This is a genomic window from Gordonia sp. NPDC058843 (assembly GCF_042743165.1).
Taxonomy (GTDB): Bacteria; Actinomycetota; Actinomycetes; order Mycobacteriales; family Mycobacteriaceae; genus Gordonia.
In genome coordinates this window covers 1-26,721 of record NZ_JBHYNC010000062.1, presented here as the reverse complement: position 1 = coordinate 26,721, position 26,721 = coordinate 1, and the positions used below count along the sequence as shown (strand labels likewise).

Here is a 26,721-nt window from a genome sequence, read left to right as displayed (position 1 = left end):
GAGGTGAAGGTGGCGATAGCGGCTGCGCTGGCCGATGCGGTCAAGCTCGACACCGTCGCCGGCCTCGGCGACGAGGCGGAGGCCGCGCGCACCCGCATCCTCGCGCTCGCCGGCCGCTGACGACGCCCCGCACCGCGAACACCGACACAGCGACCGCGTCGCGAACGTGAACACGGCGCCACCAGGACGACGAAAGTCCTGGTGGCGCCGTGTTGCGTCTCCGCTGGAAACGATACGGCGGTTTACCCACAATTCACGCCGACACACCGGATTTCGGCGCGCCGCCCCCGATTTCCGCGCGTACGTTGGCGAGTGACGGACCGCGGGGAAGCGGTTCGTTCGGGAGGTTCAATTCGTGGTTTGTGCAAGCAACGCGAGGGGGCCGGCCCCGGTCCTCGTCCACCTCGGCTGACGCCGGGACAACGGACAACTGGACCGGCCGTCGACCAACACTGGTTTGTGCGGGTGCCGCACGAACGTAGGAGCTCCACGTGACCACACGCACCTACGTCCTCGATACCTCCGTGCTGCTGTCCGACCCCTGGGCGGTCAGGCGATTCGCCGAACACCATGTCGTGCTGCCACTGGTGGTGATCAGCGAACTCGAGGGCAAACGTCACCACCACGAACTCGGTTGGTTCGCGCGTGAGGCGTTGCGCATGCTCGACGACATGCGTCTCGAACACGGCCGGCTCGACCTGCCTCTCGAGATCGGCGAAGACGGCGGCACCCTTCAGGTGGAGCTCAATCACACCGACCCCGCGGTGCTGCCCGCCGGATTCCGCACCGACTCGAACGACTCCCGCATCCTCGCCTGCGCCCTGAACCTGCGCGCCGAGGGCAAAGACGTGACGCTGGTGTCCAAGGACACGCCGTTGCGAGTGAAGGCCGGCGCGGTGGGTCTGGCCGCTGACGAATACCACGCGCAGGACGTCGTGGTGTCCGGATGGTCGGGCATGACCGAACTCGACGTCGAGACCGCCACGATCAACACGCTCTTCGCCGAGGGGGTCGTCGACATCGACGACGCCCGCGAACTCCCGTGTCACACCGGCATCCGATTGCTCAGCGCCACCTCGAGTGCCCTGGGTCGTGTGAACGCCGACAAGCGGGTGCAGTTGGTACGCGGCGACCGCGAGGCCTTCGGGCTCCACGGACGTTCGGCGGAGCAGCGCGTGGCCCTCGACCTGCTCCTCGACGACACCGTCGGGATCCTGTCGCTCGGCGGCAAGGCGGGCACCGGCAAGTCGGCGCTCGCGCTCTGCGCGGGACTGGAGGCTGTTCTGGAGCGACGCACCCAGCGCAAGGTCGTCGTGTTCCGCCCGCTGTACGCCGTCGGTGGACAGCAGCTGGGTTACCTGCCGGGCAGTGAGTCCGACAAGATGGGGCCGTGGGCGCAGGCGGTCTTCGACACGCTCGAGGGCCTCGCGTCGCCGGAGGTCATCGACGAGGTGCTGAGCCGCGGCATGCTGGAAGTGCTACCGCTGACGCACATCCGCGGACGGTCCTTGCACGACTCTTTCGTCATCGTCGACGAGGCACAGTCGCTGGAGCGCAACGTGCTGCTCACCGTCCTTTCCCGGCTGGGGTCGGGATCGCGGGTGGTGCTGACGCACGACGTCGCGCAACGCGACAACCTCCGGGTGGGCCGCCACGACGGCGTCGCGGCGGTCATCGAGAAGCTGAAGGGCCATCCACTCTTCGCGCACATCACCCTCACCCGCAGTGAGCGTTCGCCGATCGCCGCACTCGTGACCGAGATGCTCGAGGAGTTCGCGCCCTAGATCACGACAGTTCCTGCGGCGCGCTCGATCTCGCCGGGAGCACAAAGGCCGCGTCGACTCTCCGAGGGGAGGGAGTCGACGCGGCCTTCGGTGTCAGATCAGGCGGTCGGCGGCTCGATCGGGGTGAAGTCGCCGAGTGCATTCAAGAGGTCGATGATGGCGGTGAGCAGTTCGACGTTCTCCAAGGATGTCATTGTTCTCCCTTTTATCGAATGGCTATCCGGTTGACGGTCGCCTTTACTCGGCGGCGTCGTTTGCGACATTAATGATTCGATAACAAACGCGCAAACAGAATCTTGGTGAATTCGAATCATCGCGTCAGTGAGTATTTCGGAATATCTTCTGTCCTGCATCTCGAATAATGGCAATCCGCAGATTCGTATCGAGAAACAAATCCTCGAGTCGGATTTTCCAGTGTCCGGGAGGTCCCCGCCGACATCCGATCCGAACCGCACCGTGACCAGGACGTGACTCATCCACACTTGCGCGATGTCACACTGTTGTGGTGCAGAAGTTACTGATGAGGCAAATGAGACTGCTGGGACTACTGGTGATCGCGGTGCTCGCCGCGACTGTCGGCGGTGCCGGCCAGTCGCTCGCCGCCCCAGAGACAACTACACCGGAGACGTCCACCACGCCGGGCCCGGGAGCGGATCCGGGGTCGGGTATCCCGCTGCTCGACGGGATTCTCGACCAGCTCGCAGGTGGGAGCGGATCGGCCGACGGGACCGACGGCACCGGTGCGCCGGGGTCGGGCGGTCCGACGAGTCAGATGATCGTCGTCACCGCCCCGAGGGCGTCCGACACCACCGCCACCCTGACGGCGTTCGACCGGGGTGCAGACGGTAGCTGGAAACCGGTCATCGGCCCGACGAAGGCCTTCCTCGGATCATTGGGCATGGGCGAGCCCAAGGACAACGTGCACCGGACGCCGCAGGGCACCTTCCCGCTCGACCAGGCCTTCGGTCGTGCGGAGAATCCCGGGACCAAGATGCCCTATCTCAAGGTCGACCAGCAGGACTGGTGGGACTCGAACATGAAGTCGCCGACATACAACACGCACGTGCGTTCGCCGCAGAGCCCCGGTGGCGACAGCGAGAACCTGTACAACTCCGGCCCGGTCTACGACTACGCGGTCAACATGGCGCACAACCCGCAGCGGACTCCGGGCCGCGCGTCGGCGATGTTCCTCCACGTCACCAACGGTGAACCGACGATGGGCTGCGTCGCGATCGAGCGCGAGCTGATGAAGCAGATCCTGGTGTGGCTCGACCCGGCGAAGAACCCGAAGATCACCATCGGCGTCAACCAGAGTGCGCCGGCCGGCGAGGCGCCCGGAGCAACCCCTCAAACCGCTCCGGGCACGACGCCGCCGGGGACGACGCCCCCCGCCACGTCGGGTGTCCCGGGTGCCGATGTCCTGACCGGCCTGCTCTCGCAGCTCGTCGGCGTGGTGCCGTCTCTCTTCGGACTCGGCGGTCAGGCGGGCTGATCGGCTCGTCGGATCGCGTTCAGGAGCTCGACAGGCTCATACGCGCGCATCGGCACCCCGGGCACAACGTGGTGTCGATGCCGATGTGCCAGCCGTTGACCCGAGCGAGGTCATCCAGATCAGATCGGCGAAGGGGAGCGCGGACGGTGAAGCTGCGTCCGCAACTGTCGCAGTTCCGGTCGAAGGGGGACCCTTCGGTTTCCACGAGTGCGGAAACAACTGTCATCTCGGTGGACCTTCTGTCGTTCGCGGACTCATCGTGTCGCGGTCGTCGGAGAGCCATCCCGCACTCGGACGAGCGACCATTCCAGTCTCAGCGTATGTGATGTAGATCTCAAGGGTCCAATGACACATCGTTCGGTGGACAGCGTCGGCGCCGGCTCATCGACCGGACGGGATGACCATGACCGGGCATCGGGCTCTCCGCAGTACGGCGAGGCTCGTCGACCCCAGCAGCATGCGTTCGAAGCCGCCGCGTCCGCGCGCACCGAGCACCACCAGTTGCGCGGCCTGAGCGTGATCGAGCAGTGCCCGTGCCGGACGATCCCGCGAGATCGAGCTCCGGACCAGGACCGCCGGATGGTCCCGGCGCAGGATCGAGAGTTCGTCGTCGAGCCAGGCCGCCACCCGGGTGCGCAGCTTCCGCCAGGCGATGAGGTCGTGATCGAGCGACAGCGTTGTCGGATCCCGATCGGATCCGTCGGAGTCGGTCCAGGCGTGCACAACCGTCAGTGGGACGCCGCGAACCGCCGCCTCGGCGAAGGCGGCCGCCGCGGCCCGTCGACTCGCGGGCGAACCGTCCACGCCGACCACCACTGCGGCCGACATCTGCTCCGGCGCTGCCGGACCCGGGTCGTGGACCACGGTCAACGGACTCCGGCAGTGTTCGGCGAGTGCGACCGCGACCGAACCCAGCGCCACGCGGTCGCCTGCGCGGTGGCCTCGGTTGCCGACGACCAGCATCCGCGCCGCTGCCGAGGCGTCGAGCAGGGTGGGTATGGGCGGTGCGCACTCGACTCGGGTCGCGACCGGGTCGGCCGGCGAGGTCGCCACGCCCGCACCGCTCGACTCCGCGATCGCACGGCGCGATTCCGACAGGGCCCGCTCGGCGCGCCTTCGCAGCGGTTCGAGGGCCTGTGGACTCTCGGCGACGAGGCCGGCCGACGGGCAGGCGGCGGAGATGAGCTCGACCGGCGAATTGTGCAACCGGGCATCGCGGGCGGCCCAGCACGCCGCCGCGCGGGCGGTGGCCGAACCGTCGATCCCGACGATCGTGGACGCAGTCAACGCGGCTGCCCCCTTCACAGGTCGCACACCGGGTGACCCCGTGGGGTCTGTTCCTTCCAGTACACGGTCCCGGCATCACCGCGCGCATGCGACGAAGATCCCGGATCGGGAGGACCAAGGACCCTGTGGGGCGGGCTCAGCGTCGTCGATCGCGGTTCGCGGCCTTCGCCGCGTACACCGCCGCCTGGGTACGCCGCTCCATCCCGAGTCTGCTGAGCAGCCGCGACACGTAGTTCTTGACGGTCTTCTCCGCGAGGTGCATCCGCGCCGCGATCTGACGGTTCGTCAGGCCTTCTCCGAGGAGGGCGAGCAGCGTCCGGTCCTGCTCGCTGAGCCCGTCGTCCGCCGGCTTCTCGGCGTCCTGCCGCGCGCGCAAGCGGTCCATCAGTGCCGCGGCGGCGCGGTTGTCCAGCAGAGATCGGCCCGCTCCCACGTCGGCGATGGCCCGTGCGAGCTCCATTCCGGTGATGTCCTTGATGACATACCCGCTGGCCCCGGCCAGGATGGCGTCCATCATCGCCTCGTCGTCGGTCAGCGACGTCAACATGAGGCACCGCAGGCCGTCGACTCGGCTCAACAGTTCGCGGCACAGTTCGATGCCGTTGCCGTCGGGGAGCCGGACATCGAGCACGGCGACGTCCGGTGACACCGCGGGAATCCGCGCCAGCGCCTGCGCGACGGTGGCGGCTTCGCCGACCACCTCCACGTCAGAGACGGAGTCGAGGAGTTCGACAAGACCCCGGCGGACGATTTCGTGGTCGTCGACCAGGAAAACCCTGATCATGCCGTCTCCTTTCGGCAACGGACTCCCAGATTGTACGGCGCGGCGATTGCAATCGCCGAATGTGCGCATGGCGAACAAACGATTTCCCCGGATTCCGGGGACCGATACCTCGTTCGACCGAAGCGCGGCGGTCGAATTCGTCTCTGACTATGATCCGAATATGGCTTCCGAATTCTCGGAACTCGACCCGAGATCGCTCGAATTGCAGAAAGCGCTGTCGCAGATGCGATTGCGCGAGTTGCTCGACGAGGTGTCCGACCGGATCAGCCAGATCGCCGATGTGCGCGATCAGACCGACGGACTCCTGCAGGCGATGCTCGCCGTCAGTTCCGGACTCGACCTGGAAACCACACTCGAATCCATCGTGGCGTCGGCGATCCGACTGGTCGACGCGGAGTACGGGGCGCTCGGCGTGCTCGGGAGCGGCCACCACCTGTCCGCGTTCCTCTCGCAGGGCATCGACGACGAGACCCGCGTACTGATCGGCAACCTGCCCACCGGGGGCGGCGTCCTCGGCCTGCTCATCGATCAGCCCGAACTCCTGCGGCTGTCCGACCTGACCGAGCACCCCGAATCGGTGGGATTTCCCGCGAACCATCCGCCGATGACGAGCTTCCTCGGCACGCCCATCCGGGTTCGGGACGAGGTCTTCGGCAATCTCTACCTGACCGAGAAGAAGAACGGCGGCGTCTTCACCGAGGACGACGAGGTGGTGATCCAGGCGCTGGCCTCGGCGGCCGGGATCGCGATCGACAACGCCCGGCTCTACGAGCAGGCGCAGAACCAACTGGCCTGGATCGAGGCCAACCGCGACGTGATGACCGAGTTGCTGACCGGCGCCGATCACCAGGATGTCCTCGAACAGATCGCCCGGAAGGTACTGAGCCTCGCGGACGCCGACCTCGTCTTCATCGCCGAACCCCACGACACCGAGGAGCCCGTCGAACTGATCGACGAACTGGTCATCACGGTGGCCGAGGGTGCCGACGGGCACGTCTTCCGCGGACGGAGCATCCCCATCACCGGGTCGACGTCGGGAACCGCGTTCGTCCAGCGGACCCCGGTCCTCCGGAATCACCTGGAGTACGACGTCGGCGATTCGACGCGCTACGGGCCGGTCATGGCCGCCCCGCTGCGCACGGCGGATTCCACGAGGGGGGTGCTGATCGCCATGCGGGCCGACGGACGAGAACCCTTCGCGCGGGATCTGCTCGGGCTGAGCGCGGACTTCGCCGACCAGGCCGCTCTGGCACTGCAGCTGGCCTCCGCGACGTTGCAGGCCCACCAGATGCGGGTCCTCGAGGATCGCGAACGCATCGCCCGCGACCTGCACGACCACGTGATCCAGCGGATCTTCGCGGAGGGGCTCAGTCTGCAGGCAACGCTGCAGCGGACGCATTCACCCGACACCCGCTCGCGACTCACCCGCTCCATCAACAATCTGCAGGACATCGTGCAGGAGGTGCGGACGACCATCTTCGATCTGCAGGCAGAGGACATGACGGTCACTCGTCTGCGGCAGCGCGTGCAGGAGGCCATCGATCAACAGATCGACGACCTGCCGATACAGATGCACGTGCGGACCTCGGGGCCGCTGTCCGTGGTCGACCTGCCACTGGCCGAACACGTCGTCGCGGTGACACGCGAGGCGGTCAGCAACGTCGTCAAGCATGCCCGGGCAACGACGGTGACGGTGTCGATCTCGGTCGCCGACGAACTCGTCGTCGAGGTCATCGACGACGGCATCGGGCTGCCGCCGGATGTGACCCCCAGCGGACTGCGCAACCTCGCGCTGCGGGCGGAGAAGGTCGGCGGCGAGTTCACGCTGACCACTCCGCCGGACGGCGGCGGTCTCGCACTGCGGTGGTCAGCGCAGCTCTAGCGTCGTCTCGGTCTCGGCGGGCAGCCGCCAGGCCGATGTCCGCTCGGTCAGCCAGGCCAGTGAATGGAGCCCGGTCAGCACTCCGAAGAGCACCAGCAGCCACACCGACAATCCGATGATCGCGCATGCGGCGAAGGCGGCGAACAGAACGACGAGAACGGCCGTGAAGGTGATGACGGTCCCCCTGGGAGAGGCGTGCTCCGACGGTGCGCGGAGAATCGGACCCTCACACCATCCACTGGCGTCGCGTCCGGCGGGAGGGGCCGAAGGTCACCGGTGCGGAGGGCCAAGGACCACGGTGGTGTCATCGACTGGGAGGGGCACCGTCCGGCGGGGTCATGCCGGCCTCAGGCGGGCCGACCCCGTTTGAGCTCGAACCCGGTCACGTGGCGGGGATCGTCGTCCCGCGGGGCGGTCGCCATCTCGATCTGCGCACGCGCCTGATCGAGGACGGGAGTGTCCGGATCGAGGACAGAGAGGTAGCGGTCGTGCGCGGCGAGTGCTCGCACCGCCGCCTCGACCTGATCCTCGACGTCGACGCCGTGGGTTGCCGACGGACCGTTCTCGAACAGCCACGACGGTGGGGAGTCCAGGGCGTCGTAGGCGTCGAGCACCGCCGCGGCGAACTCCATGTGATCGCTCTGGTTGGGCGCACCCGGTGCCCACTCCGGACCGCCGAAGAGCGAGAGGATCACCTGCGGACGGACGCGTTCGACGGTCTCGGCGACCTTGTCCCGTAGCTCGGGGACGTTACGGATGTCGCTGTCGGGGAAACCCCAGAACTCGACTTCGTCGACCCCGACGATCGATGCGGACGCTCGCTGCTCGGCTTCCCGTAGCGGGCCGCACTCGCCGGGTGTGAGGCCCTCGATACCACGCTCGCCGCTCGAGGCCAGTGCGTAGACCACGCGCTTGCCCTCGCCGGTCCAGCGGGCGACGGCCGCGGCCATCCCGTACTCGGGGTCGTCGGGATGGGCGACGAGGACGAGCGCGGTCTGCCAGTCGGTGGGGAAGGGGAGCAGCGACGCCATCGTGCTCAGCGCTCCCGGTCGAGATTGGCCATCTTCAGCACGTCGAGTCGGGCGTCGAGCTCGTCTTCGGTCAGCTTCTCGCCGACCAGGCCGCGATCGATGACGGTCTCCCGGATGGTCTTGCCCGCTTTCAGCGCCTGCTTGGCCACGGCTGCCGCCTCCTCGTACCCGATCGCACTGTTGAGCGGGGTGACGATCGAAGGCGAACTCTCCGCGAGCGTGCGCAACCGCTCGGTGTTGGCCTGCAGTCCGGAGATGCACCGGTCGGCGAACAGTCGCGAGACGTTCGCGAGCAACTTCAGGGATTCGAGGACGTTGCGGGCCATCATCGGGATGTAGACGTTGAGTTCGAAGGCGCCGTTGCCGCCGCCCCAGGTGACCGCGGCGTCGTTCCCGATGACCTGTGCCGCCACCTGTGTGACCGCTTCGGGCAGAACAGGATTGACCTTGCCCGGCATGATGGAGCTGCCCGGTTGCAGGTCCGGGAGGAGGATCTCACCGAGTCCGGTGAGAGGGCCCGAACCCATCCAGCGGACGTCGTTCGCGATCTTGGTGAGCGACACCGCGATCGTCTTCAACTGGCCGGAGAGTTCGACGAGTCCGTCGCGTGCCGCCTGTGCCTCGAAGTTGTCCTTCGCGAGGGTGAGGGATTCGACGCCGGTGAGTCGCACGAGTTCGGCGACCACCTTGGTGCCGAAGCCGTCCGGCGCATTGAGGCCGGTGCCGACCGCCGTGCCGCCGATCGGCAGTTCGCCGACGCGGGGCAGGGTCGCGGTGATGCGCTCGATGCCCGCCTCGACCTGCCGGGCATACCCCCCGAACTCCTGCCCGAGCGTCACCGGGACGGCGTCCATCAGATGTGTCCGGCCGCTCTTGACGACCTCGCGCCATTCGGTTGCCTTGTCGCTCAACGCCTTCTGTAGATGCTCGAGGGCCGGGATCAGGTCGGTGACGGCGGCTTCGGTGGCGGCGACGTGTGTCGCCGTCGGGAAGGTGTCGTTCGACGACTGGGACATGTTGACGTGGTCGTTGGGGTGGACGTCCACGCCGTGAGACTTGGCGATCGACGCGATGACCTCGTTGGTGTTCATGTTCGAGCTGGTGCCCGAACCGGTCTGGAACACGTCGATCGGGAACTGGTCGTCGTGCCCGCCGTCGGCGATCTCGGTCGCCGCGGCGACGATGGCATCGGCCTTCTCCGCGTCGAGGAGCCCGAGGTCACGGTTGACCGTCGCGCAGGCCGCCTTCAGCAGGCCCATCGCACGGATCTGCGTCCGCTCGAGCGGACGCCCGCTGATCGGGAAGTTCTCGACCGCGCGCTGCGTCTGGGCCCGCCACAGGGCGTCGACGGGCACCCGGACCTCGCCCATGGTGTCGTGCTCGATGCGGTACTGCTGCTCGCCCTGTGCTGCCTCGGTCATCGCGTGACTACTCCTTCGATCGGATCCTGATGCCGCTCAGCGGGACGTTCACGGCCCCGCTCGGGTCGGTGAAAAAGTCGTTGCCCTTGTCGTCAACAACGATGAACGCGGGAAAATTCTCGACCTCGATCTTCCACACGGCTTCCATGCCGAGTTCGGGGTACTCGATGATCTCCTGGCTCTTGATGCAGTCGAGCGCGAGGCGCGCCGCCGGCCCGCCGATGGAGCCGAGGTAGAAACCGCCGTGTGAGCCGCACGCCTCGGTGACCTGCTTGGAGCGGTTTCCCTTGGCCAGCATGACCATCGAGCCGCCCGCGGCCTGGAACTGCGCGACGTAACTGTCCATCCGGCCCGCCGTCGTCGGCCCGAACGACCCCGAGGCCATGCCTTCGGGGGTCTTCGCCGGTCCCGCGTAGTAGACGGGGTGGTCGCGCAGGTAGTCGGGCATCGGTTCGCCGGCGTCGAGACGTTCCTTGATCTTGGCGTGCGCGATGTCTCGCGCGACGACCAGCGGACCCGTCAGGGAGAGTCGGGTCTTCACGGGGTACTGCGAGAGCTGCGACAGGATCTCGGCCATCGGCCGGTTGAGGTCGACCTCGACCACCTCGCCGCCCGAGATGTCCTCGGCCACACCGGCCGCGGGCATGTACTTGGCCGGATCGGTCTCGAGCTGCTCGAGGAAGACGCCGTCGGCGGTGATCTTGCCGAGGGCCTGACGGTCCGCCGAACACGACACCGCGATCGCGACCGGGCACGACGCCCCGTGCCGGGGGAGCCGGACCACGCGCACGTCGTGGCAGAAGTACTTGCCGCCGAACTGGGCTCCGATGCCGAAGGATTGGGTCAGCTTGACGACCTCGTCCTCGAGCTCGAGGTCGCGGAAACCGTGCGCCGACATCGATCCCTGGGTCGGCAGGTTGTCGAGGTAGTGAGCTGACGCGTATTTGGCGGTCTTGAGTGCGAATTCGGCTGAGGTGCCGCCGATCACGACGGCCAGGTGATACGGCGGGCACGCCGCGGTGCCCAGCGAACGGATCTTCTCGTCGAGGAACTTCAGGATGCCCTTGGGGTTCAGGATCGCCTTGGTCTCCTGGAACAGGAAGGACTTGTTGGCACTTCCGCCGCCCTTGGCCATGAAGAGGAACTTGTACTCCGGACCCTTCGGACCCTGTTCGGTCGCGTAGATCTCCACCTGCGCGGGCAGATTGGTACCCGTGTTCTTTTCGTCGTAGGTGGTCAGCGGGGCGAGCTGCGAGTAGCGCAGATTGAGCTGGGTGTAGGCGTCATAGACACCCCGGGAGATGGCCTCGGCATCGTCGGTGCCGGTCAGTACGCCTTCGCTCTTCTTGCCCATGACGATCGCGGTGCCGGTGTCCTGGCACATCGGGAGCACGCCGCCGGCGGAGATGTTGACGTTCTTGAGCAGGTCCAGCGCGACGAAACGGTCGTTGCCGGAGGCCTCGGGGTCGTCGATGATCTTGCGGAGCTGCGCCAGATGGGCCGGGCGCAGGAAGTGGCTGATGTCGTGCATGGCCTCGGCGGTGAGCGCCCGGATGGCCTCCGGCTCGACCTTCAGGAAGGTCTGATCGCCGGCGGTGAACGTGGAGACACCCTCTGTGGTGATCAACCGGTAGGGGGTGTCGTCGGCGCCGGTCGGAAGCAGATCTGAGTAGAGAAACTCGGGGGCTGAGGCTGGTTTACTCACGGACCGCATCGTATCGCCCGACGAGAACGGCCCCACGCCAGAGGTTCGCTCTTCGTCGAGCCTCGTGGACAGTCGAGCCTCGTGGACATGGGGCCGGTTCCGGGCCCGGGATCGGAAGTCACCGCACCCGGTGCGATCTCAGAGATCGAGACGCGAGTATCCGCGGAGTTTGGCCGGCTTGTGAACGGCCTCGATGCGGCGCACCGTGCCGGACTTCGACCGCATCACCAGGGAGCGGGTCGTCGCGCCGTTGGGGCGGTAGGTGACGCCGCGCAGCATGTCACCGTTGGTGACTCCGGTGGCGCAGAAGAAGGCGTTCTCGCCACTGACGAGGATGTCGTTGGTGAGCACCCGGTCGAGATCGTGGCCGGCGTCGAGGGCCTTCTGGCGCTCCTCGTCGTTGCGCGGCCACAGCTTGCCCTGGATCTCGCCGCCCATGCACTTCATCGCCACGGCGGTGATGATGCCCTCGGGGGTGCCGCCGACGCCCATGAGCATGTCGACGGTGGAGTAGTCGTCTGCGGCCGCGACGGCACCGGCTACGTCGCCGTCGGAGATGAGTCGGATCTTGGCGCCGGCCTGGCGGATCTCACCGATGAGGTCGGCGTGGCGGGGGCGGTCGAGCACGATGACCGTGAGGTCGGCGACGTCGATGCCCTTGGCATTCGCGACCGAGTTGATGTTCCACTCGACCGACTCGTTGATGTTGATGGCGCCCTTGGCGTCGGGTCCGACGGCGATCTTGTCCATGTAGAAGACGGCCGACGGGTCGTACATGGTGCCGCGCTCGCTCACGGCGAGCACCGAGATCGAGTTGGGACGACCCTCCGCCATCAGCGTGGTGCCGTCGATGGGGTCGACGGCGACGTCGCAGTCGGGGCCCTCGCCGTTGCCCACTTCCTCGCCGTTGTAGAGCATCGGCGCCTCGTCCTTCTCGCCTTCGCCGATGACCACGACACCACGCATCGACACCGACGACAGCAGTTCGCGCATCGCGTCGACCGCTGCGCCGTCCCCGCCGTTCTTGTCGCCCCGGCCGACCCAACGCCCGGCCGCGAGTGCCGCCGACTCGGTCACGCGGACCAACTCCATCGCGAGGTTGCGGTCCGGGGCCTGATGGGTGCTGACGGTCATGGGCAATCGACTCCTCTGTACGGCGCTGATCGACAGAGCGGCGCCGAGTGATTGTGGCGGTGGTCTCAAGCACCATCCTTGCATGTCACACCGGGCATTCGGTCAGTGACCCTGCTGGTGGGATACTCGGCGCCATGGCAGACAAACCCCGCATTCTGATCAGCGGCAAGGACATGTTCTGGTCGCTGGTGCCGTTGCTGGCGCTGTGTGCGCTGGTGCTGATCGCATCGGGTAACTGCTCGGTCGGGGCGTCCAAGGATGTGGCCGACAGCAAGCTGCCGCCGTTCGACGTGGTCAACGCGCTGAATGCCGATGCCAGTCAGCTCGCGTTCCCGATCCGTCGCCCGCCGACGCCGGAAGGATGGCGACCCAACTCCGGTTCGTCGGAAGCGACCGAGGGGCACCGGGTCAGCACGGTGGGGTGGCTGAGCAGTGGCGGCGCCTACGTACAGCTCACCCAGTCCGATGCACCCGAAGACGTACTCGTGCCCTTCCTCGGCTCCAGCGGGGGTGATTTCGACGACATCGTCGGAACCGGCACCCGTCAGGCGGGTGGGCGCCAGTGGGTGACCTACGAGACGTCGGAGGGCAAGAAGTTCTGGATCACCGACCTCGGCGACGTGCGTATCGCGGTGCTGTCACGGGGCAGCGATGCCGACATCGAGACGATCGCGTCGTCGGTCGTCGCCCAGCCGCCGCTGCGAATGGGGTAGCGGACTACTCATGAGAAGTCGGGTCCCGGGTCCTAGCGTCGTCTCCAGGAGGCGCTCATGGACGGGGGATCTGGGTTCGGCCCGCATGTGGTGTGGGCAAGGCTCGTGCTGGTCGCGGCCCTGGTGCCGCTGGTGGTGATCGTGCCGGTGCCACGGGCGGGTGCGATCGGCGCGCCGGCCGACCCGGCGTCGAGGGTCGCGGTGGCCGCAGCCGGTCCGGATCTCGTCCGGTCCTATACCGACACCGCTGTGGGACGGCCGCTTTCCTCTCCGGCGAGGGGTGGGGAGGATCGTCGGCCGGTCCTCGCGCGAGCCGCGGTCCTACCGACCGCCGAACACGCCCGCGTCAGTGCCCTCGACCACGAGGCGTTCGCGCGGTTCGACTGATCAGTCGTCGCAGTTTTCTCAGTTGTCTCAGTCGTCGTCTCGATCGTCGGGACCGGCGGTCTTCTCGGTGATGGCCGCCTCGATGCGCTCCCGGGCACCACGCAGGTGTTCTTCGCAGCGGGTGGCGAGAGCCTCCCCGCGCTCCCAGAGCGCCAGCGAGGAATCGAGATCGAGTCCGCCGTGCTCGAGTGTGGTGACGATCTCGGCGAGCTCGTCCCGCGCTTCTTCGTACCCGAGTTCCTCGATCGGAGTGGGGGTCTCGTCGGTGCTCACGCGTCTCCTCCGTCTTCGGTGTTCGTCGGTCCGCCGGCGCCGCCTGTACGGGATCGTGCGCGGGGGCGTCGGCCGGCCCGCCCGTCGACCCGGGCGGTCGCGGCGCCGTCGGCGACCCGGATGCGCAGCTGCGCACCGGCGGGCAGATCGGCGAGGGTGCCGACCACATGAGGTGGATCGGTGTCGGTTCGCTGGACCACCGCGTACCCGCGCGCGAGGGTCTGCGCGGGACCGAGGGTCGACAGCCGGGCAGCGAGATGGTCGCGCCGACGCTCCTCGGAGTCTATGTGTCGCAGCACATCCCGGCGTAGCGCGCGGACGAGTTCGGCCACGTGCCCGGCTTCGGAGTCCACGAGCACCCCGGGACGTGCCAGCACCGGACGCGCACGGAGCGCGGCCACGACGCCGGACTCCCGGCGCACCCAGTTGCGCAGCGCCTGCGCACTACGCCGACGCAGATCCGCGATGCCGGCGAGCTCGGCCTCGACGTCGGGGATCACTCGTTTGGCGGCGTCGGTCGGGGTGGCGGCACGCAGATCCGCGACGAGATCGAGTAGTGGATTGTCCGGTTCGTGCCCGATTGCGCTGACCACCGGCGTCCGGCACCGCGAGACCGCGCGCAGCAACGCCTCGTCGGAGAAGGGGAGCAGGTCCTCGACGCTGCCCCCGCCGCGCGCGATGATGATGACCTCGACGTCGGGATGTGCATCGAGCTCGGCGAGATGGGTGAGGATCCGGGCGACGGCGGTCGGGCCCTGCACGGGGGCCTCGCGGATGTCGAAGCGTACGTTCGCCCAGCGCGCCGTGGCCACGCTCACGACGTCGTGCTGGGCGGCGCTCGCACGACCGCTGATCAGGCCGACGGCTCGGGGCAGGAAGGGCAACGGCCGCTTGAGGCGCGGGTCGAAGAGGCCCTCGGCGGCCATCAGCTGCCGAAGCCGTTCGATGCGCAGCAACAATTCGCCGATGCCCACGGCCCGGATCTCGCTGACCCGGAGGGACACGGTGCCGCGTCCGGTGTAGTAGCTCGGCCGGCCCAGGACCACCACAGAACTGCCATCGGTCAGCGGAACCTCGGTGCGCGCCAACAGATCCGGGCTGCACGTCACCGAGATCGAGATGTCGGCAGCAGGGTCGCGCAGGGTGAGGAACGCGGTCCGCGTGCCCGGACGCCGGCTGATCTGGGTGACCTGTCCCTCCACCCAGATCTGTCCGAGCCGGTGGATCCAGTCGGCGATCTTGGTGTTGACCGTCCGAACCGGCCACGGGTGCTCGGACGAGTTCGGCGAGGAGGACCGCCGCGGGGTGTCGCTCGTGTCGGCCCCGGTCACGCTTCGGTGGAGCGCTTGTTCTGCGCGGCGACCCGGTTCTCGAGCATCGTCACGAACGGCGCCCGGTCGCGATTGGCCTTTTCGTAGCCGACGAGTGCGATCAGGTCCTCGATGGCGACCGACCGGAGCCGGGCGCGCAGCTGCGCGAGCGTCAGGGTGTCGTAATCGATGAGCTCGACGATCTCGGGTCCGGCGCCGCCGGCGGCTACCACCGCCTCGGTCCCCGGTACCTCGGCCGCGACGACCTCGTCGGGGGTGGAGCTGTACAGCGCGAACCGTCCGGCATCGGCCCGGGGCGGCGCGGCGAGATCGGCGTCGGCAGCCGCTTCCTCGACCTCGTCGTCGATGGTCGTCGGTGCCGAGGTCTTCGCGGCGGGCCGCGTCGTCGGCGCGGATGTGTTTGTGGTCACCGCGGGTGCGGACGGGGCCACCGGAGCGACCGGCTCGGGGCTCTCCAGCTCGTCCTCGTCGAACCGCGCCCATTCGGGCTGCTCGTCGGGCCGGTCGAAGAACATCTCCAGGGCGGCATCGCCCTTGATGGCCAGTTCGGCGATGTTCTGCTGCGCCCGCATGCCGGCCTGCAACGTCTGGCTGACCGCGGTCATCGGCAATGTGATGAGCAGAGCGGGGAGCTTGCGTGTCTCCTCGAGGGCGGTGACGATCAGACCTGCGGCTATCCGGGCCGGGTATGGTGCGCGATCCATGCCAACACTCTGCCATCACGGGCTACGCCGCGTAACCCGTACCCTGGGAAGCATGTCTGAGACGAAGCGTGTCCTGCTCGCCGAACCCCGCGGTTACTGCGCTGGTGTCGACCGTGCGGTGGAGACGGTCGAGCGTGCACTGGACAAGCACGGCGCTCCCGTCTACGTGCGCAAGGAGATCGTGCACAACCGGCACGTCGTGGAGACCCTCGCCGAACGTGGGGCGATCTTCGTCGGTGAGACCGACGAGGTGCCCGAGGGGGCGATCGTCGTGTTCTCCGCGCACGGGGTCTCTCCGCTGGTGCACCAGACGGCCGCGGAGCGCAACCTGCGGACCATCGACGCGACGTGCCCGCTGGTGACCAAGGTGCACCAGGAAGCCAAGCGGTTCGCCCGCGACGACTACGACATCCTCCTCATCGGTCATGAAGGCCATGAAGAGGTCGAGGGCACGGCCGGTGAGGCGCCCGAGCACATCCAGCTCGTCGACGGACCCGACAGCGTCGACGCGGTGACCGTTCGTGACGAGTCGAAGCTCGTCTGGTTGTCGCAGACCACGCTGTCGGTCGACGAGACCATGGAGACCGTCCGGCGCCTGCGGGAGAAGTTCCCGCTGCTCAACGACCCGCCCAGCGACGACATCTGCTACGCCACGCAGAACCGTCAGGTGGCGGTCAAGGCCATGGCGCCCGAATGCGATCTGGTGATCGTCGTCGGATCGCAGAACTCGTCGAACTCGGTACGTCTGGTGGAGGTGGCCCTGCAGGCCGGCGCAAGGGCCGGTCACCTGGTCGACTACGCCCGTGAGATCGACGAGACCTGGCTGGACGGTGTCACGACCGTCGGTGTCACGTCGGGTGCGTCGGTGCCCGAGGTGCTGGTCCGCGGAGTGCTCGACTACCTGGCCGAGCGCGGGTACGGCACGGTCGAGACGGTCAACACCGCCAACGAGACGCTCACCTTCGCGCTCCCGCGCGAGTTGCGCCCGGCGCGTTCGTCGAGCTGACGCCCCGCCGGCGGCGGTCTGCCGTCTCGGCGGGTCAGAACTCGTCCGGGTCGAGCTTGCGCACCCGCCGATGAGGTAATGCGATCGCCAGGACCGCCGCGATGACGATCGCCGCGACGGCGCTGCCGACGATCGCGACGGTGCGCGCGGTCTGGTCGGGTGGCTGGACGACCGGTGGTGCGGCGACCGGCGCGGACCGGCGTTCGGGCCGCTGATCCGCGGGTAGTTCGGCGGTGAGGGCACCGACCGGGTCGACGACGCCGTGGCCGATCCGCTGATCGCGCCCGGTGCCCGGGGAATGGGCGGTCGCGATGATGCGGTCCATCACCTCGCGTGCCGACAGTTCGGGGAATCGCGCGCGGATCAGAGCGGCGGTGCCCGCGACATAGGGCGCGGCGAAGCTCGTGCCGATCACGGGAACCGGGCCGCCGTCGCTCTGCTGCGCCGATGCCAGCCGGCTCGAACCGCGCCGGCTGTCGAGGCTCACGATGTCGGTCCCCGGCGCCGCGACGCTGACCCACGGTCCGTGCAGGCTGAAGTCGCTCGGAGACCCGGTGTCGGCGTCCACGGAGCCCACGGTCAGCACATACGGCGAGTACCACGCGGGGCTGGCGATGGTGGAGACCGATCGCCAGCCGTCGGGGTCGTCGGGGGCAGGAGCTGCGTTCTGGTTCTGGCAGGCGCCGTCGCGGTTCAGGTTGCCCGCCGCGACGACCACCACGACGTTCCGGTCGTAGGCGTGGCGGATGGCCGCGCCGAGTGCGCGATCGTCGACCGTGTCCGACGCCGGGGCACATGCCACCTCGGAGATGTTGATGACGGTGGCGCGCAGGTCGACGGCGCGCACGATCGCGTGCGCCAGCGTCCGCACCGAGCCGTACCCGGACCCGACCACCGGGGCGCCGTCGTCCCGTCTGCGGTCGTCCTTCTTCTGGAAGGCACTGCTCGACTGGCGGATGGCGATGATCGAGGCCGCGGGCGCGACCCCGGCGAAAGCGTCGGAGCTGCTGGGACGCGCGGCGATGATGCCGGCCACCAGGGTGCCGTGTGCGTCGCAGTCGTCGAGTCCGCTGCCGCCGGAGACGTAGTCGCCGCCGGCGACGACGCGGCCGAGCCGCGGATGCGGTGTCACCCCGGTGTCGATGACGGCCACCCGCTGACCCTGTCCGCGGCTGAATCGCCACGCTTCGGTGAGGTTCATCATCGACTGCGCCGCAGTCGGTTTCGACACGCTGCGGGTCAACTCCGGGGTGTTGCACAGATGGCGCTGCTCGGTCGGCTCCGGCGGCGCCACCGGTGCCGACCGGATCAGGGCGCCGGGATCGATCCGGGGCGGGGTCACTGCCGCCGCCGGCGAGGCCGACGTCCCGATGAGGGCCGCGGCCAGCGCCGACGCGATCAGTCCGGTGCTGCGAATGCGCGTGCCGCGCATCAGATCTCGCGGACCATTCGATAGAGGTCGAGCAGCCACAGCAGGAGGGGCACGATGAGGGCGACGAGAATGTACTCGCCGATCTCGGCCCAGCGGCGCATCACCGGAGAGAAGTCCTGGTTCGGGGCGACGACCCCGAAGACGAAAGCGGCGATCACGACGAGGACGCCGAGTGCGAAACCGATGACCGGCCACTGGTCGTCGCCGAATGCGAGACCGGTGATCAGCGTGATCACCACCAGCGATCCGCCGACGATGAGGATCCCGGCCTGGAACAGGTCACTGTGGGAGCGGCCCCGCAGGCACAGCACGACGCCGATGATCGCGGCGTACGCGGCGTTGCGCCACTCGAACCCGGCGAGCGGGGAGGCGGTGAGGACGGCCGCGATGGCGGTGACGACGGTCAGCCCGCCGACGATGCCCGTCAGATAGGCGTTCGCGAGGTAGGAGCGACGTTCCAGCGCATCGGCTTTGGGCAGCGCGGTAGCACCGATCGCCCCGATGCCCTCGATGGCCGGACGCGGTTCGATGTCCTTGACGTCGATGGCCGCACCGGCCGTGGGGACCGGGGGCAGGGGCAGTTTGGCGAGCAGGATGGTGGTGCGGGGCGCGAGGCCGATCAGGAGCAGGCCGACCGCGGCGATGACGGCGGCGACATCGGCCACCTGTGCATCGATGAGGAGCCGCGCCCCGGACCCGGCCGCGCCGAGCAGTGCCGCGCTGGTCACCGCACTGTGCGCGGTCGCACCGGCGGCCGTCATGCGGTAGCTGACCACCGCGGCGACGAGCGTCAGGGCGAAGCCCAGCGTCAGGTGCGCGGCGCCGAACGATCCGGGCGTGAGGATCATCCCGGTCACGAAGGCCATCGGCGCGGCACACAACGACAGCACCGTCGACGTCTGTTCGTCGCGGTAGTAGCGGGACACGATCGTCGACGCGGTGAGGAAGCCGACCACCGCCAGACCCGACAGCGCCGCGAACCACAGCGCACCGGTGTCGGACCGGACCGCGGCGAGGGATGCCCCCGCCGCCACCGCGGCGACGAGCGCCAGTGCGTAACCCACTCGCCGGGCGGACGCCGCGGTCCAGTCGAGGAATTGGGATTCGTTCAATCGGGCGACAGCGTCGACCACGTCGTCGAACAGCACCGGGGACTCCCCGGTGCGCGTCGAGGTGAGCAGCAGCAGGTCACCGTCACGGATGCCCGACTCGGACAGCGACCGATGCAGCGGCAGTGGTTCCTGCCCGACGAGGGCCAGTGTCCACTTGTTCTGACGATCGTGCGGGCGTCCGGGGTTGCGGGCGTCGGCGTCGGGGTCGTCGGGGTCCGACCGTGTGGGATTACGTGATTCGATCTGGGCGACGAGGTCGCCGATGAGTCCCGCGATGGGGATACCCGCGGGCAGCCCGACGTCGAGTTGGGTGTTGCCGCCGAGTACCGACACCCGGACGAGCTGGGGTTCGACGGCCGCCTCGCCCCGTCGGCGGTCTCCGGGGTCCGCGTCGGCCGCGATGGCCGGGTACCCCGGTGCGAATCCGTCCACAGACGACATCAGGTCAATCCTCCCCCTAGATTCAGCAGCTAACATAGCCAACCGCGGCGGGTTCGACCGCCCGGGGATACACAGCGCGACATGTCAGGGGGGACGTGTGGTCACGACGACCGAGGGTTTTGTGCGTCGCCCGCGCATCACGCCGCCACGCACACCGGGCGGCGAGGTCAACATCCAGGCGCCGCCGGACGTACCGCGGGTGGTCCCCGGCAATCTCCTGATGAGACTGCTCCCGGTGGTGATGGTCGTCGCCGTGATCGGCATGGTGTCGCTGATGGTCGTCACCGGCGGGCGCAACATCCTGACCAATCCGCTGTTCATGATGTTCCCGCTCATGATGCTGATGTCGATGTTCGGCATGTTCGCCGCGGGCGGGCGTGGCGGCGGCAAACGCGCAGGCGAACTCAACGAGGAACGCAAGGATTACTTCCGCTATCTCGGCCAGCTGCGCGGCCAGGTCGTCGAGACCGTGGACAACCAGCGTGCGGCGCGCACCTGGAGCCACCCGGACCCACGCGCGCTGCTCGACGTGATCGGCAGCAGGCGGATGTGGGAACGCCGCCCCAGCGACCCCGACTTCGCCCACGTGCGGGTGGGTGTGGGGGTCCAGCGGCTGGCCACCCGACTCATGCCGCCCGAGACCGGGCCCCTCGAGGACATCGAGCCGGTCTCGATGGTGGCCCTGCGTCGCTTCGTCCGCACGCACTCGGCGGTGTACCGACTGCCGACCTCGATCTCGTTGCGCGGCTTCCCGGCCATCAACATCGAGGGCGCCCGGCAGGAGACCCGCGACCTCATCCGGTCGATGATCGTCGAGTTGTGCGCGTTCCACGGTCCCGATCACCTGCACATCGGCATCGTCACCGGCGATCCTGCGGGGGAGGCCTGGGACTGGGCGAAATGGCTTCCGCACGTGGGACATCCGACGCTGCGCGACGGTGTCGGCGCGATGCGGATGATCTACCCGACCCTGGCGGACCTGGAGAACTCGATGGCCGCCGACCTCCTCGAACGCGGCCGGTTCAGCCGGTCGGCACCGCCGAACGCCAATCGCGCGCACCTCGTCGTCATCATCGACGACGGCTACGTCGCCGGCGACGAGCGGATCATCAACGACGCCGGGATGGAAGGGGTCACGATCCTGGACCTGACCGCGCCGCCGGACGGTCTCGCGGTACGTCGCGGACTGCAACTCGTCGTCCGCGGGGGCAAGGTCTCGGCGCGCAGCGCGGCCGGCGTCGAGGAGTTCGCCGACATGGACTCGCTCACGATCCCCGAGGCCGAGGCGATCGCCCGGCGGATGGCGCGGTATCGGCTGGCCACCGCGGCGACCCTGGCCCATCTCGAGTCCGAGGCGACCTCGGCCGACCCCGGCCTGCCCGCTCTGTTGGGCATCGACGACGCGGCACGGTTCGACCCCGCCACCGCGTGGCGCGGGCGTACCGGCCGGGAACGCCTGCGCGTGCCGATCGGTTACACGCCGACCGGCGCTCCCGTCGAGATCGACATCAAGGAGAGCGCGCACGGCGGCATGGGCCCGCACGGGTTGTGCATCGGCGCCACGGGATCGGGGAAGTCGGAGTTCTTGCGGACCCTGGTCCTGGCGATGCTGGCGACCCACTCGCCGGCCGAGCTGAATCTCGTGCTCGTCGACTTCAAGGGCGGCGCGACCTTCCTCGGTCTGGAATCCGCGCCGCACGTCGCCGCGATCATCACGAACCTCGAGCAGGAACTGTCGATGGTCGACCGGATGAAGGACGCACTCTCGGGTGAGATGAACCGGCGCCAGGAGGTGCTGCGCGCCGCGGGCAACTACGCCAACGTCGCCGACTACGAGCGCGCCCGCGCGTCCGGGGTGCGGCTCGATGCGCTGCCCGCCCTGTTCATCGTCGTCGACGAGTTCTCCGAACTGCTCTCGCAGAAGCCGGATTTCGCCGAACTGTTCGTCGCGATCGGACGCCTCGGCCGCTCCCTGCACATCCACCTGTTGCTCGCGTCGCAACGGTTGGAAGAAGGCAAGCTCCGCGGTCTGGACTCGCACCTGTCCTACCGGATCGGCCTGAAGACCTTCTCGGCCAACGAGTCCCGCTCGGTGCTCGGTGTGCCCGACGCCTATCACCTGCCGAGCGTTCCGGGTTCGGCCTACCTCAAGTGCGACTCGGCGGACCCGATCCGGTTCAACACCTCCTACGTGTCGGGTGCCTACTACTCGCCGACGGTCACCGAGTCATCCGATCCGACCGCCACGGCGTCGGTGCGGCGCGGGAACCTGAAGGTGTTCACCGCACTCCCGGTTCCGCTGGACGAGGGCGCGTCGCGGTCCCTGCTCGATCAGGCCGAGAGCCTGCTGGACGAGGAACCGCCCGCTCCGGAGGCGCCCGCCGACTTCGAGCCGGTCTCGGCGCCGGTGCCCACGCTCATGGAGACGATCGTCGAACGCATGGAGCACGCCGGTCCGCCGGCCCATCGCGTGTGGCTGCCGCCGCTGGACTCCTCGCCGACCGTCGAACACCTTCTCGGTGAGCGGGATTGGACTCACCCGGCGGTGCCGGGCAATCTGACCGTCCCGATCGGGATCGTCGACCGGCCCTACGACCAGCGACGCGACCCACTCGTCATCGACCTCGCGGGTGCCGCGGGCAACGTGGCGGTGGTCGGCGGTCCGCAGTCGGGCAAGTCGACCACGCTGCGCACCATCATCATGGCGGCCGCGGCCTCCCACACCCCCGAGCAGGTGCAGTTCTACTGTCTGGACTTCGGCGGCGGCAGCCTGGCCGGTCTGGCCGGACTCCCGCACGTGGGTTCGGTCGCCTCGCGCGGCGACATGGACGCCGTCCGACGGACGGTCGCCGAGGTCGCGGCCGTCGTCCGGTCCCGCGAACTGCTGTTCTCCCGGCTGGGCGTCGAATCGATGCGCGACTACCGGGCGCGCCGCGCATCGTGGTTCCGTACCGGGGTCACCTCGTCGCCCGACGGGACGGCTGCAGACCCGCTGACGCAGGACCGGTTCGGCGATGTCTTCCTCGTTCTCGACGGCATGAACGTGCTCCGGACGGAACTGGAATCGCTCGAGGAACAGATCACCGCGATCGTGGCCCAGGGGCTCAGCTACGGCGTCCACGTCATGGTCACCGCGTCCCGGTGGGCCGAGGTGCGGCCGGCGGTCCGGGACCTCATGGGTACCCGGATCGAGCTGCGGCTGGGCGATCCGATGGACTCCGACATGGGGCGCCGCGCGGCGACGCTGGTCCCACAGAACCGTCCCGGACGCGGCCTGACCGGGCAGGAACTCCACATGCTGATCGCGCTGCCCCGACTGGATCCGGTCAGCAGTGCCGAGTCGCTGCCTGCCGGCGTCGCCCAGTCGGTGGAGAAGCTCACCGCGGCCTACCCGGGCCGCTCGGCGATGGCCGTGCGCAAGCTGAACACCGAGATCGATTACGCGTCGGTGCAGCGCGCGGTCGCCGGGGCCGGCCTCACGCTGGCGCCCAACCAGGTGGCGATCGGTGTCGGCGAGCTCGAACTCGCGCCGGTGATCCTCGATTTCACCGCCCAGCCGCATTTCATGGCGTTCGCCGACGTCGAGCACGGCAAGACCAACCTGCTGCGGACCATCGTCACCGGCCTGGTCGCCGGGGCCTCGCCCGAGCAGGTGCGGATCGTCTTCGTCGATTACCGCCGCACGATGCTGGGGATCATCGACGGCGATCACCTGGCGGGGTACGCGAGCTCACCCGACCGCGCGGCGTCGATGATGACGGAGCTGGCGGTCTACCTGAAGGACCGGATGCCGCCGGAGGACGTCACGGTCCAGCAGCTGCGGGACCGCACCTGGCTCGACGGTCAGCCAGAGGTCTACGTGGTCGTCGACGACTACGACATGGTGGTCACCTCGACGGGGAATCCGATGCTGCCGATCGTCGAGCTGGTCTCCCACGCGCGCGACATCGGTCTGCACATCGTGCTCGCCCGACGCTCCGGCGGGCTGGGACGGGCGATGTTCGATCCGCTGATCGCCCGTCTGAAGGATCTGTCCTCGGACATGCTCCTGATGAGCGGTGACCGGGACGAGGGTTTCATCACCGGGCGGTCGCGCCTGCAGACGCTGGTACCCGGCCGGGGCGAGCTGGTGTCGCGCGTCCGGCCGCAGGAGATGATCCAGGTCGCCCATCTCCCGATCGGCGACTAGGTCGGGGCCGGGGTGAGGGGAGCGGGCGAGGCGGCGGTGTCGTCGGACACGGGCGAGGCGCAATCGGTGGGTCACCCGAACCCCCGCCCGGCCGTCGTCGATCTCGCGTTCGGAACGCCGCTGGTCTGGGAGCCGGACCGCGGACTGCGCCGAACGGACCTCGATGTACGGGCTCTGCTCGAGTCCGTGGATGAGTTGACCGTCGTGGTCGACGGTCGGCGCGACCATCTGCGGCAGGTGTGGCGGCGGGTCTTCGCCGACCTCGACCTGCCCGCGAGGCGGTCGCTGATCGTCGGACATCCGAGTACCTGGGGGATTCGTCGCGCATCGACTCTCGCCGACCTCGGCGACGACCGCTCACCGGTGACGCTGCTGCCCCGCGCTGTTCTCGTCGCACGCAGCCACGCCGACCTCACCGTGCAGCGATGCGCCGTGGTCGAGACCACCCATCTCCCGCAACCACCTGCCGACCCCGCGCATCCGCGACCTCGGTGGTGGAACGTGCAGATCGTGGGTCGAGGTCCCGACGGCTGGGCCATCGAGCGCTGTGGGGTCATCCGTCCCGGCACCGGTCATCCGTCGCACGCTCCGGCCGGCGGTGACGGGATCGACATCATCGACGACTCGGTCGAGGCGGTGTTCGTCGACGGGGACAGCCCGGCCGAGGTGGCCGTCGCCATCGACGTCATCTCCGGTCACGCGGTCGCGGGACGGGTGGTCGCCGTCGACCGCGATCTCGTGGTCCGGCTCGGCCACCGCACCGGCGGCGCGGCCGACGACGCGGTGCCCCCCGGACGTGATCCCCGTCCGCAGGACCCGGTGCCGTTAGGCGCCACCCGGCGGCGATCACGGTCGGTGCTCGCCGCCGCGGCCGTGGCGATCCTCGTCGTGAGTGGTGCGATCGGGGTCGGACTCTGGCAGCGCGAACCCTCCTCGGGCATGTCCTCGACCGATGTCACGCTCGGGCGGGCGACCCTGACCGTGCCGGGCGACTGGCGACAGGTCGAGCAGGACACCCCGAGCGGCTCCGCCGCCGATCCCTCGACCACCCGCGCCGTGTTCGTCGACCCCGACGACGGCCGGCGGATCATCGCCGTCCTCACCGAGGTGCGCGAGGGCTCGACCCTGGAATCGGTGGCCGACAGTCTGCGCAACCGGATCGAGCAGCGTGGGGACGACGTCGTCACCGAGTTCTCCGCCGCGACCCGGTTCGCCGGACGTGACGTGATCGGCTATCGCGAGTCACCGGCCTCGGGCGACGCGATCCGCTGGTACGTCGTCGTCGACGACGGTCTACAGGTCTCGATCGGCTGTCAGGCGGGTACCGCGGCCGAATCCGCCGACGCCGAATGTGCGGAGGCGGTGCGGACGGTGCACGTGTCCCGCCCGTAGGTCGACCGCCCGTTTTGACCCTGACCAGCGCGGTCGCGTAACCTGGATCGCTGGTGCTCGGCACCTGGTGCGCACGCGTGTGTCCAGGTCAGCGGAGGCCCGGGTCCCCACTGGTCGCCGGGAACGATCTCTGCCGTGCACCTGACCAGCATCCACAAGACAAGAGTTGAGGACAACTGTGCCTACCTACACCCCGAAGGCCGGTGACATCACGCGTACGTGGCATGTCATCGACGCCGAGAACGTGGTGCTCGGCCGGCTGGCCGTGCAGGTCGCGAACCTGCTCCGCGGCAAGCACAAGCCGACCTACGCCCCGCACATGGACGGTGGCGACTTCGTCGTCATCATCAACGCGGAGAAGGTCGTGCTGACCAGCAACAAGGCCGACCGCAAGCTGAACTACACCCACTCGGGGCATCCCGGTGGCCTGAAGTCCCGCACCACGTCGCAGCTGCTCGCGACCTACCCCGAGCGGGTCATCGAGAAGGCCGTGAAGGGCATGCTGCCGTCGACCAAGCTCGGCCGCGCCATGGCCTCGAAGCTGAAGGTCTACGCCGGCCCGAACCATCCGCACGCGGCCCAGCGCCCCGTCCCCTTCGAGATCAAGCAGGTGGCCCAGTGAGCAACGAGAACATCAACGAGGCCGTCGAGGCCGTCGAAGAGCCTGCTGTCGACGAGGCTGCTGTCGAGGTCGTGGAGGCCGTCGAGGTCGCCGCTGACGACTACGAGACCGCCGCTGCCGAAGAGGTCCGCGAGCCGATCGTCATCGACCGTCCGATCCAGACCGTCGGCCGCCGCAAGGAAGCCATCGTCCGCGTCCGCCTGATGCCGGGCGCCGGTGGGTTCACCCTCAACGGTCGCTCGCTGGAGGAGTACTTCCCCAACAAGGTGCACCAGCAGCTCATCAAGGCGCCGCTGGTCCTCGTCGAGCGCACCGAGTCGTTCGACATCTTCGCCAAGCTCGTCGGCGGCGGTCCCTCGGGCCAGGCCGGCGCGCTGCGTCTCGCCATCGCGCGTGCGCTCATCGAGGTCACCCCGGAGGATCGTCCCGCGCTGAAGAAGGCCGGCTACCTCACCCGTGACCCGCGTGCGGTCGAGCGTAAGAAGTACGGCCTCAAGAAGGCCCGCAAGGCGTCGCAGTACTCCAAGCGCTGACCTTGGCACGCCTTTTCGGAACCGACGGCGTCCGAGGCCTGGCCAACGCCGAGCTCACTCCCGAGC

General features: G+C 68.6%; 21 protein-coding genes. 10 read left to right on the top strand and 11 right to left on the bottom strand.

The window, feature by feature from the left end:
• The first annotated feature begins 491 nt into the window (after positions 1-491).
• Together ACFW3F_RS24125 and ACFW3F_RS24120 are read left to right on the top strand one after the other, a co-directional pair.
• On the top strand, positions 492-1,784 hold the full coding sequence (locus ACFW3F_RS24125) for a PhoH family protein (protein WP_388062005.1): 1,293 nt from the start codon (positions 492-494) through the stop codon (positions 1,782-1,784).
• Positions 1,785-2,313: 529 nt separating this feature from the next.
• Positions 2,314-3,276: a L,D-transpeptidase gene (locus ACFW3F_RS24120; RefSeq protein WP_388062007.1), complete on the top strand. Its 963-nt coding sequence runs from the start codon at positions 2,314-2,316 to the stop codon at positions 3,274-3,276.
• A 381-nt stretch (positions 3,277-3,657) separates the two neighbouring features.
• On the opposite strand, the gene ACFW3F_RS24115 is transcribed toward ACFW3F_RS24120, so the two are convergent.
• Positions 3,658-4,563 (bottom strand): universal stress protein, encoded by a 906-nt coding sequence (locus ACFW3F_RS24115; protein ID WP_388062003.1) that lies wholly within the window; start codon positions 4,561-4,563, stop codon positions 3,658-3,660.
• 136 nt (positions 4,564-4,699) lie between these two features.
• Entirely contained in the window at positions 4,700-5,347 is a 648-nt protein-coding gene (locus ACFW3F_RS24110; protein WP_086535560.1) for a response regulator transcription factor, read from the bottom strand.
• Between the two features lie 160 nt (positions 5,348-5,507).
• Between ACFW3F_RS24110 and ACFW3F_RS24105 the strand changes: the two genes are divergently transcribed.
• A complete protein-coding gene (locus ACFW3F_RS24105) occupies positions 5,508-7,229 on the top strand; it encodes a GAF domain-containing sensor histidine kinase (RefSeq protein WP_388062001.1) in 1,722 nt (573 codons plus the stop codon).
• Between the two features lie 347 nt (positions 7,230-7,576).
• Here the strand turns inward: ACFW3F_RS24105 and ACFW3F_RS24100 are convergent, their stop codons facing one another.
• The 4 genes from ACFW3F_RS24100 to glpX all read right to left on the bottom strand — a co-directional run bounded on the left by ACFW3F_RS24100 (position 7,577) and on the right by glpX (position 12,520).
• On the bottom strand, positions 7,577-8,260 hold the full coding sequence (locus ACFW3F_RS24100; RefSeq protein WP_388061999.1) for a PIG-L deacetylase family protein: 684 nt from the start codon (positions 8,258-8,260) through the stop codon (positions 7,577-7,579).
• A gap of 5 nt (positions 8,261-8,265) precedes the next feature.
• Positions 8,266-9,681, bottom strand: a complete 1,416-nt coding sequence (locus tag ACFW3F_RS24095; RefSeq protein ID WP_388061997.1) for a class II fumarate hydratase — start codon at positions 9,679-9,681, stop codon at positions 8,266-8,268.
• A 7-nt stretch (positions 9,682-9,688) separates the two neighbouring features.
• Positions 9,689-11,386 (bottom strand): fumarate hydratase, encoded by a 1,698-nt coding sequence (locus tag ACFW3F_RS24090; protein WP_388061995.1) that lies wholly within the window; start codon positions 11,384-11,386, stop codon positions 9,689-9,691.
• Between the two features lie 138 nt (positions 11,387-11,524).
• A complete protein-coding gene (glpX, locus tag ACFW3F_RS24085; RefSeq protein WP_388061993.1) occupies positions 11,525-12,520 on the bottom strand; it encodes a class II fructose-bisphosphatase in 996 nt (331 codons plus the stop codon).
• Positions 12,521-12,654: 134 nt separating this feature from the next.
• Between glpX and ACFW3F_RS24080 the strand changes: the two genes are divergently transcribed.
• Entirely contained in the window at positions 12,655-13,233 is a 579-nt protein-coding gene (locus ACFW3F_RS24080) for a DUF4245 domain-containing protein (RefSeq protein ID WP_388061991.1), read from the top strand.
• 57 nt (positions 13,234-13,290) lie between these two features.
• Positions 13,291-13,620 carry a hypothetical protein gene (locus tag ACFW3F_RS24075; protein WP_388061989.1) on the top strand — a complete coding sequence of 110 codons (330 nt, stop codon included), beginning with the start codon at positions 13,291-13,293 and terminating at the stop codon, positions 13,618-13,620.
• Between the two features lie 27 nt (positions 13,621-13,647).
• Here ACFW3F_RS24075 and ACFW3F_RS24070 read toward each other — a convergent pair whose 3' ends face one another.
• The 3 genes from ACFW3F_RS24070 to ACFW3F_RS24060 are packed head-to-tail and all read right to left on the bottom strand — an operon-like array spanning position 13,648 to position 15,928.
• Complete coding sequence (locus ACFW3F_RS24070) at positions 13,648-13,893, bottom strand: exodeoxyribonuclease VII small subunit (protein ID WP_388061987.1); 246 nt, start codon at positions 13,891-13,893, stop codon at positions 13,648-13,650.
• Positions 13,890-15,224, bottom strand: coding sequence for an exodeoxyribonuclease VII large subunit (xseA, locus tag ACFW3F_RS24065; RefSeq protein ID WP_388061986.1), 1,335 nt, complete (start codon positions 15,222-15,224; stop codon positions 13,890-13,892). The genes ACFW3F_RS24070 and xseA overlap by 4 nt, the downstream gene beginning before the upstream one ends.
• The gene (locus ACFW3F_RS24060) at positions 15,221-15,928 is read right to left on the bottom strand and encodes a lipid droplet-associated protein (RefSeq protein ID WP_388061984.1); all 708 of its coding nucleotides are present in this window, start codon (positions 15,926-15,928) and stop codon (positions 15,221-15,223) included. Before ACFW3F_RS24060 ends, xseA begins: the two co-directional genes overlap by 4 nt.
• A 52-nt stretch (positions 15,929-15,980) precedes the next feature.
• Here ACFW3F_RS24060 and ACFW3F_RS24055 point away from each other — a divergent pair, with 52 nt between their 5' ends.
• The gene (locus ACFW3F_RS24055; RefSeq protein ID WP_388061982.1) at positions 15,981-16,934 is read left to right on the top strand and encodes a 4-hydroxy-3-methylbut-2-enyl diphosphate reductase; all 954 of its coding nucleotides are present in this window, start codon (positions 15,981-15,983) and stop codon (positions 16,932-16,934) included.
• A 34-nt stretch (positions 16,935-16,968) separates the two neighbouring features.
• Here the strand turns inward: ACFW3F_RS24055 and mycP are convergent, their stop codons facing one another.
• On the bottom strand, positions 16,969-18,366 hold the full coding sequence (gene mycP, locus ACFW3F_RS24050) for a type VII secretion-associated serine protease mycosin (protein WP_388061980.1): 1,398 nt from the start codon (positions 18,364-18,366) through the stop codon (positions 16,969-16,971).
• Positions 18,366-19,919 carry a type VII secretion integral membrane protein EccD gene (eccD, locus tag ACFW3F_RS24045; protein ID WP_388061978.1) on the bottom strand — a complete coding sequence of 518 codons (1,554 nt, stop codon included), beginning with the start codon at positions 19,917-19,919 and terminating at the stop codon, positions 18,366-18,368. Before eccD ends, mycP begins: the two co-directional genes overlap by 1 nt.
• A 97-nt stretch (positions 19,920-20,016) precedes the next feature.
• On the opposite strand from eccD, the gene eccCa reads away from it, so the two are divergent.
• The 4 genes from eccCa to rpsI all read left to right on the top strand — a co-directional run bounded on the left by eccCa (position 20,017) and on the right by rpsI (position 26,655).
• Complete coding sequence (eccCa, locus tag ACFW3F_RS24040) at positions 20,017-24,108, top strand: type VII secretion protein EccCa (protein WP_388061976.1); 4,092 nt, start codon at positions 20,017-20,019, stop codon at positions 24,106-24,108.
• A 36-nt stretch (positions 24,109-24,144) separates the two neighbouring features.
• Positions 24,145-25,500 carry a type VII secretion-associated protein gene (locus tag ACFW3F_RS24035; protein WP_388061974.1) on the top strand — a complete coding sequence of 452 codons (1,356 nt, stop codon included), beginning with the start codon at positions 24,145-24,147 and terminating at the stop codon, positions 25,498-25,500.
• 178 nt (positions 25,501-25,678) lie between these two features.
• A complete protein-coding gene (gene rplM, locus ACFW3F_RS24030) occupies positions 25,679-26,122 on the top strand; it encodes a 50S ribosomal protein L13 (protein WP_388061972.1) in 444 nt (147 codons plus the stop codon).
• Positions 26,119-26,655 carry a 30S ribosomal protein S9 gene (gene rpsI / locus ACFW3F_RS24025; protein WP_388061971.1) on the top strand — a complete coding sequence of 179 codons (537 nt, stop codon included), beginning with the start codon at positions 26,119-26,121 and terminating at the stop codon, positions 26,653-26,655. The genes rplM and rpsI overlap by 4 nt, the downstream gene beginning before the upstream one ends.
• Positions 26,656-26,721: the final 66 nt, after the last annotated feature.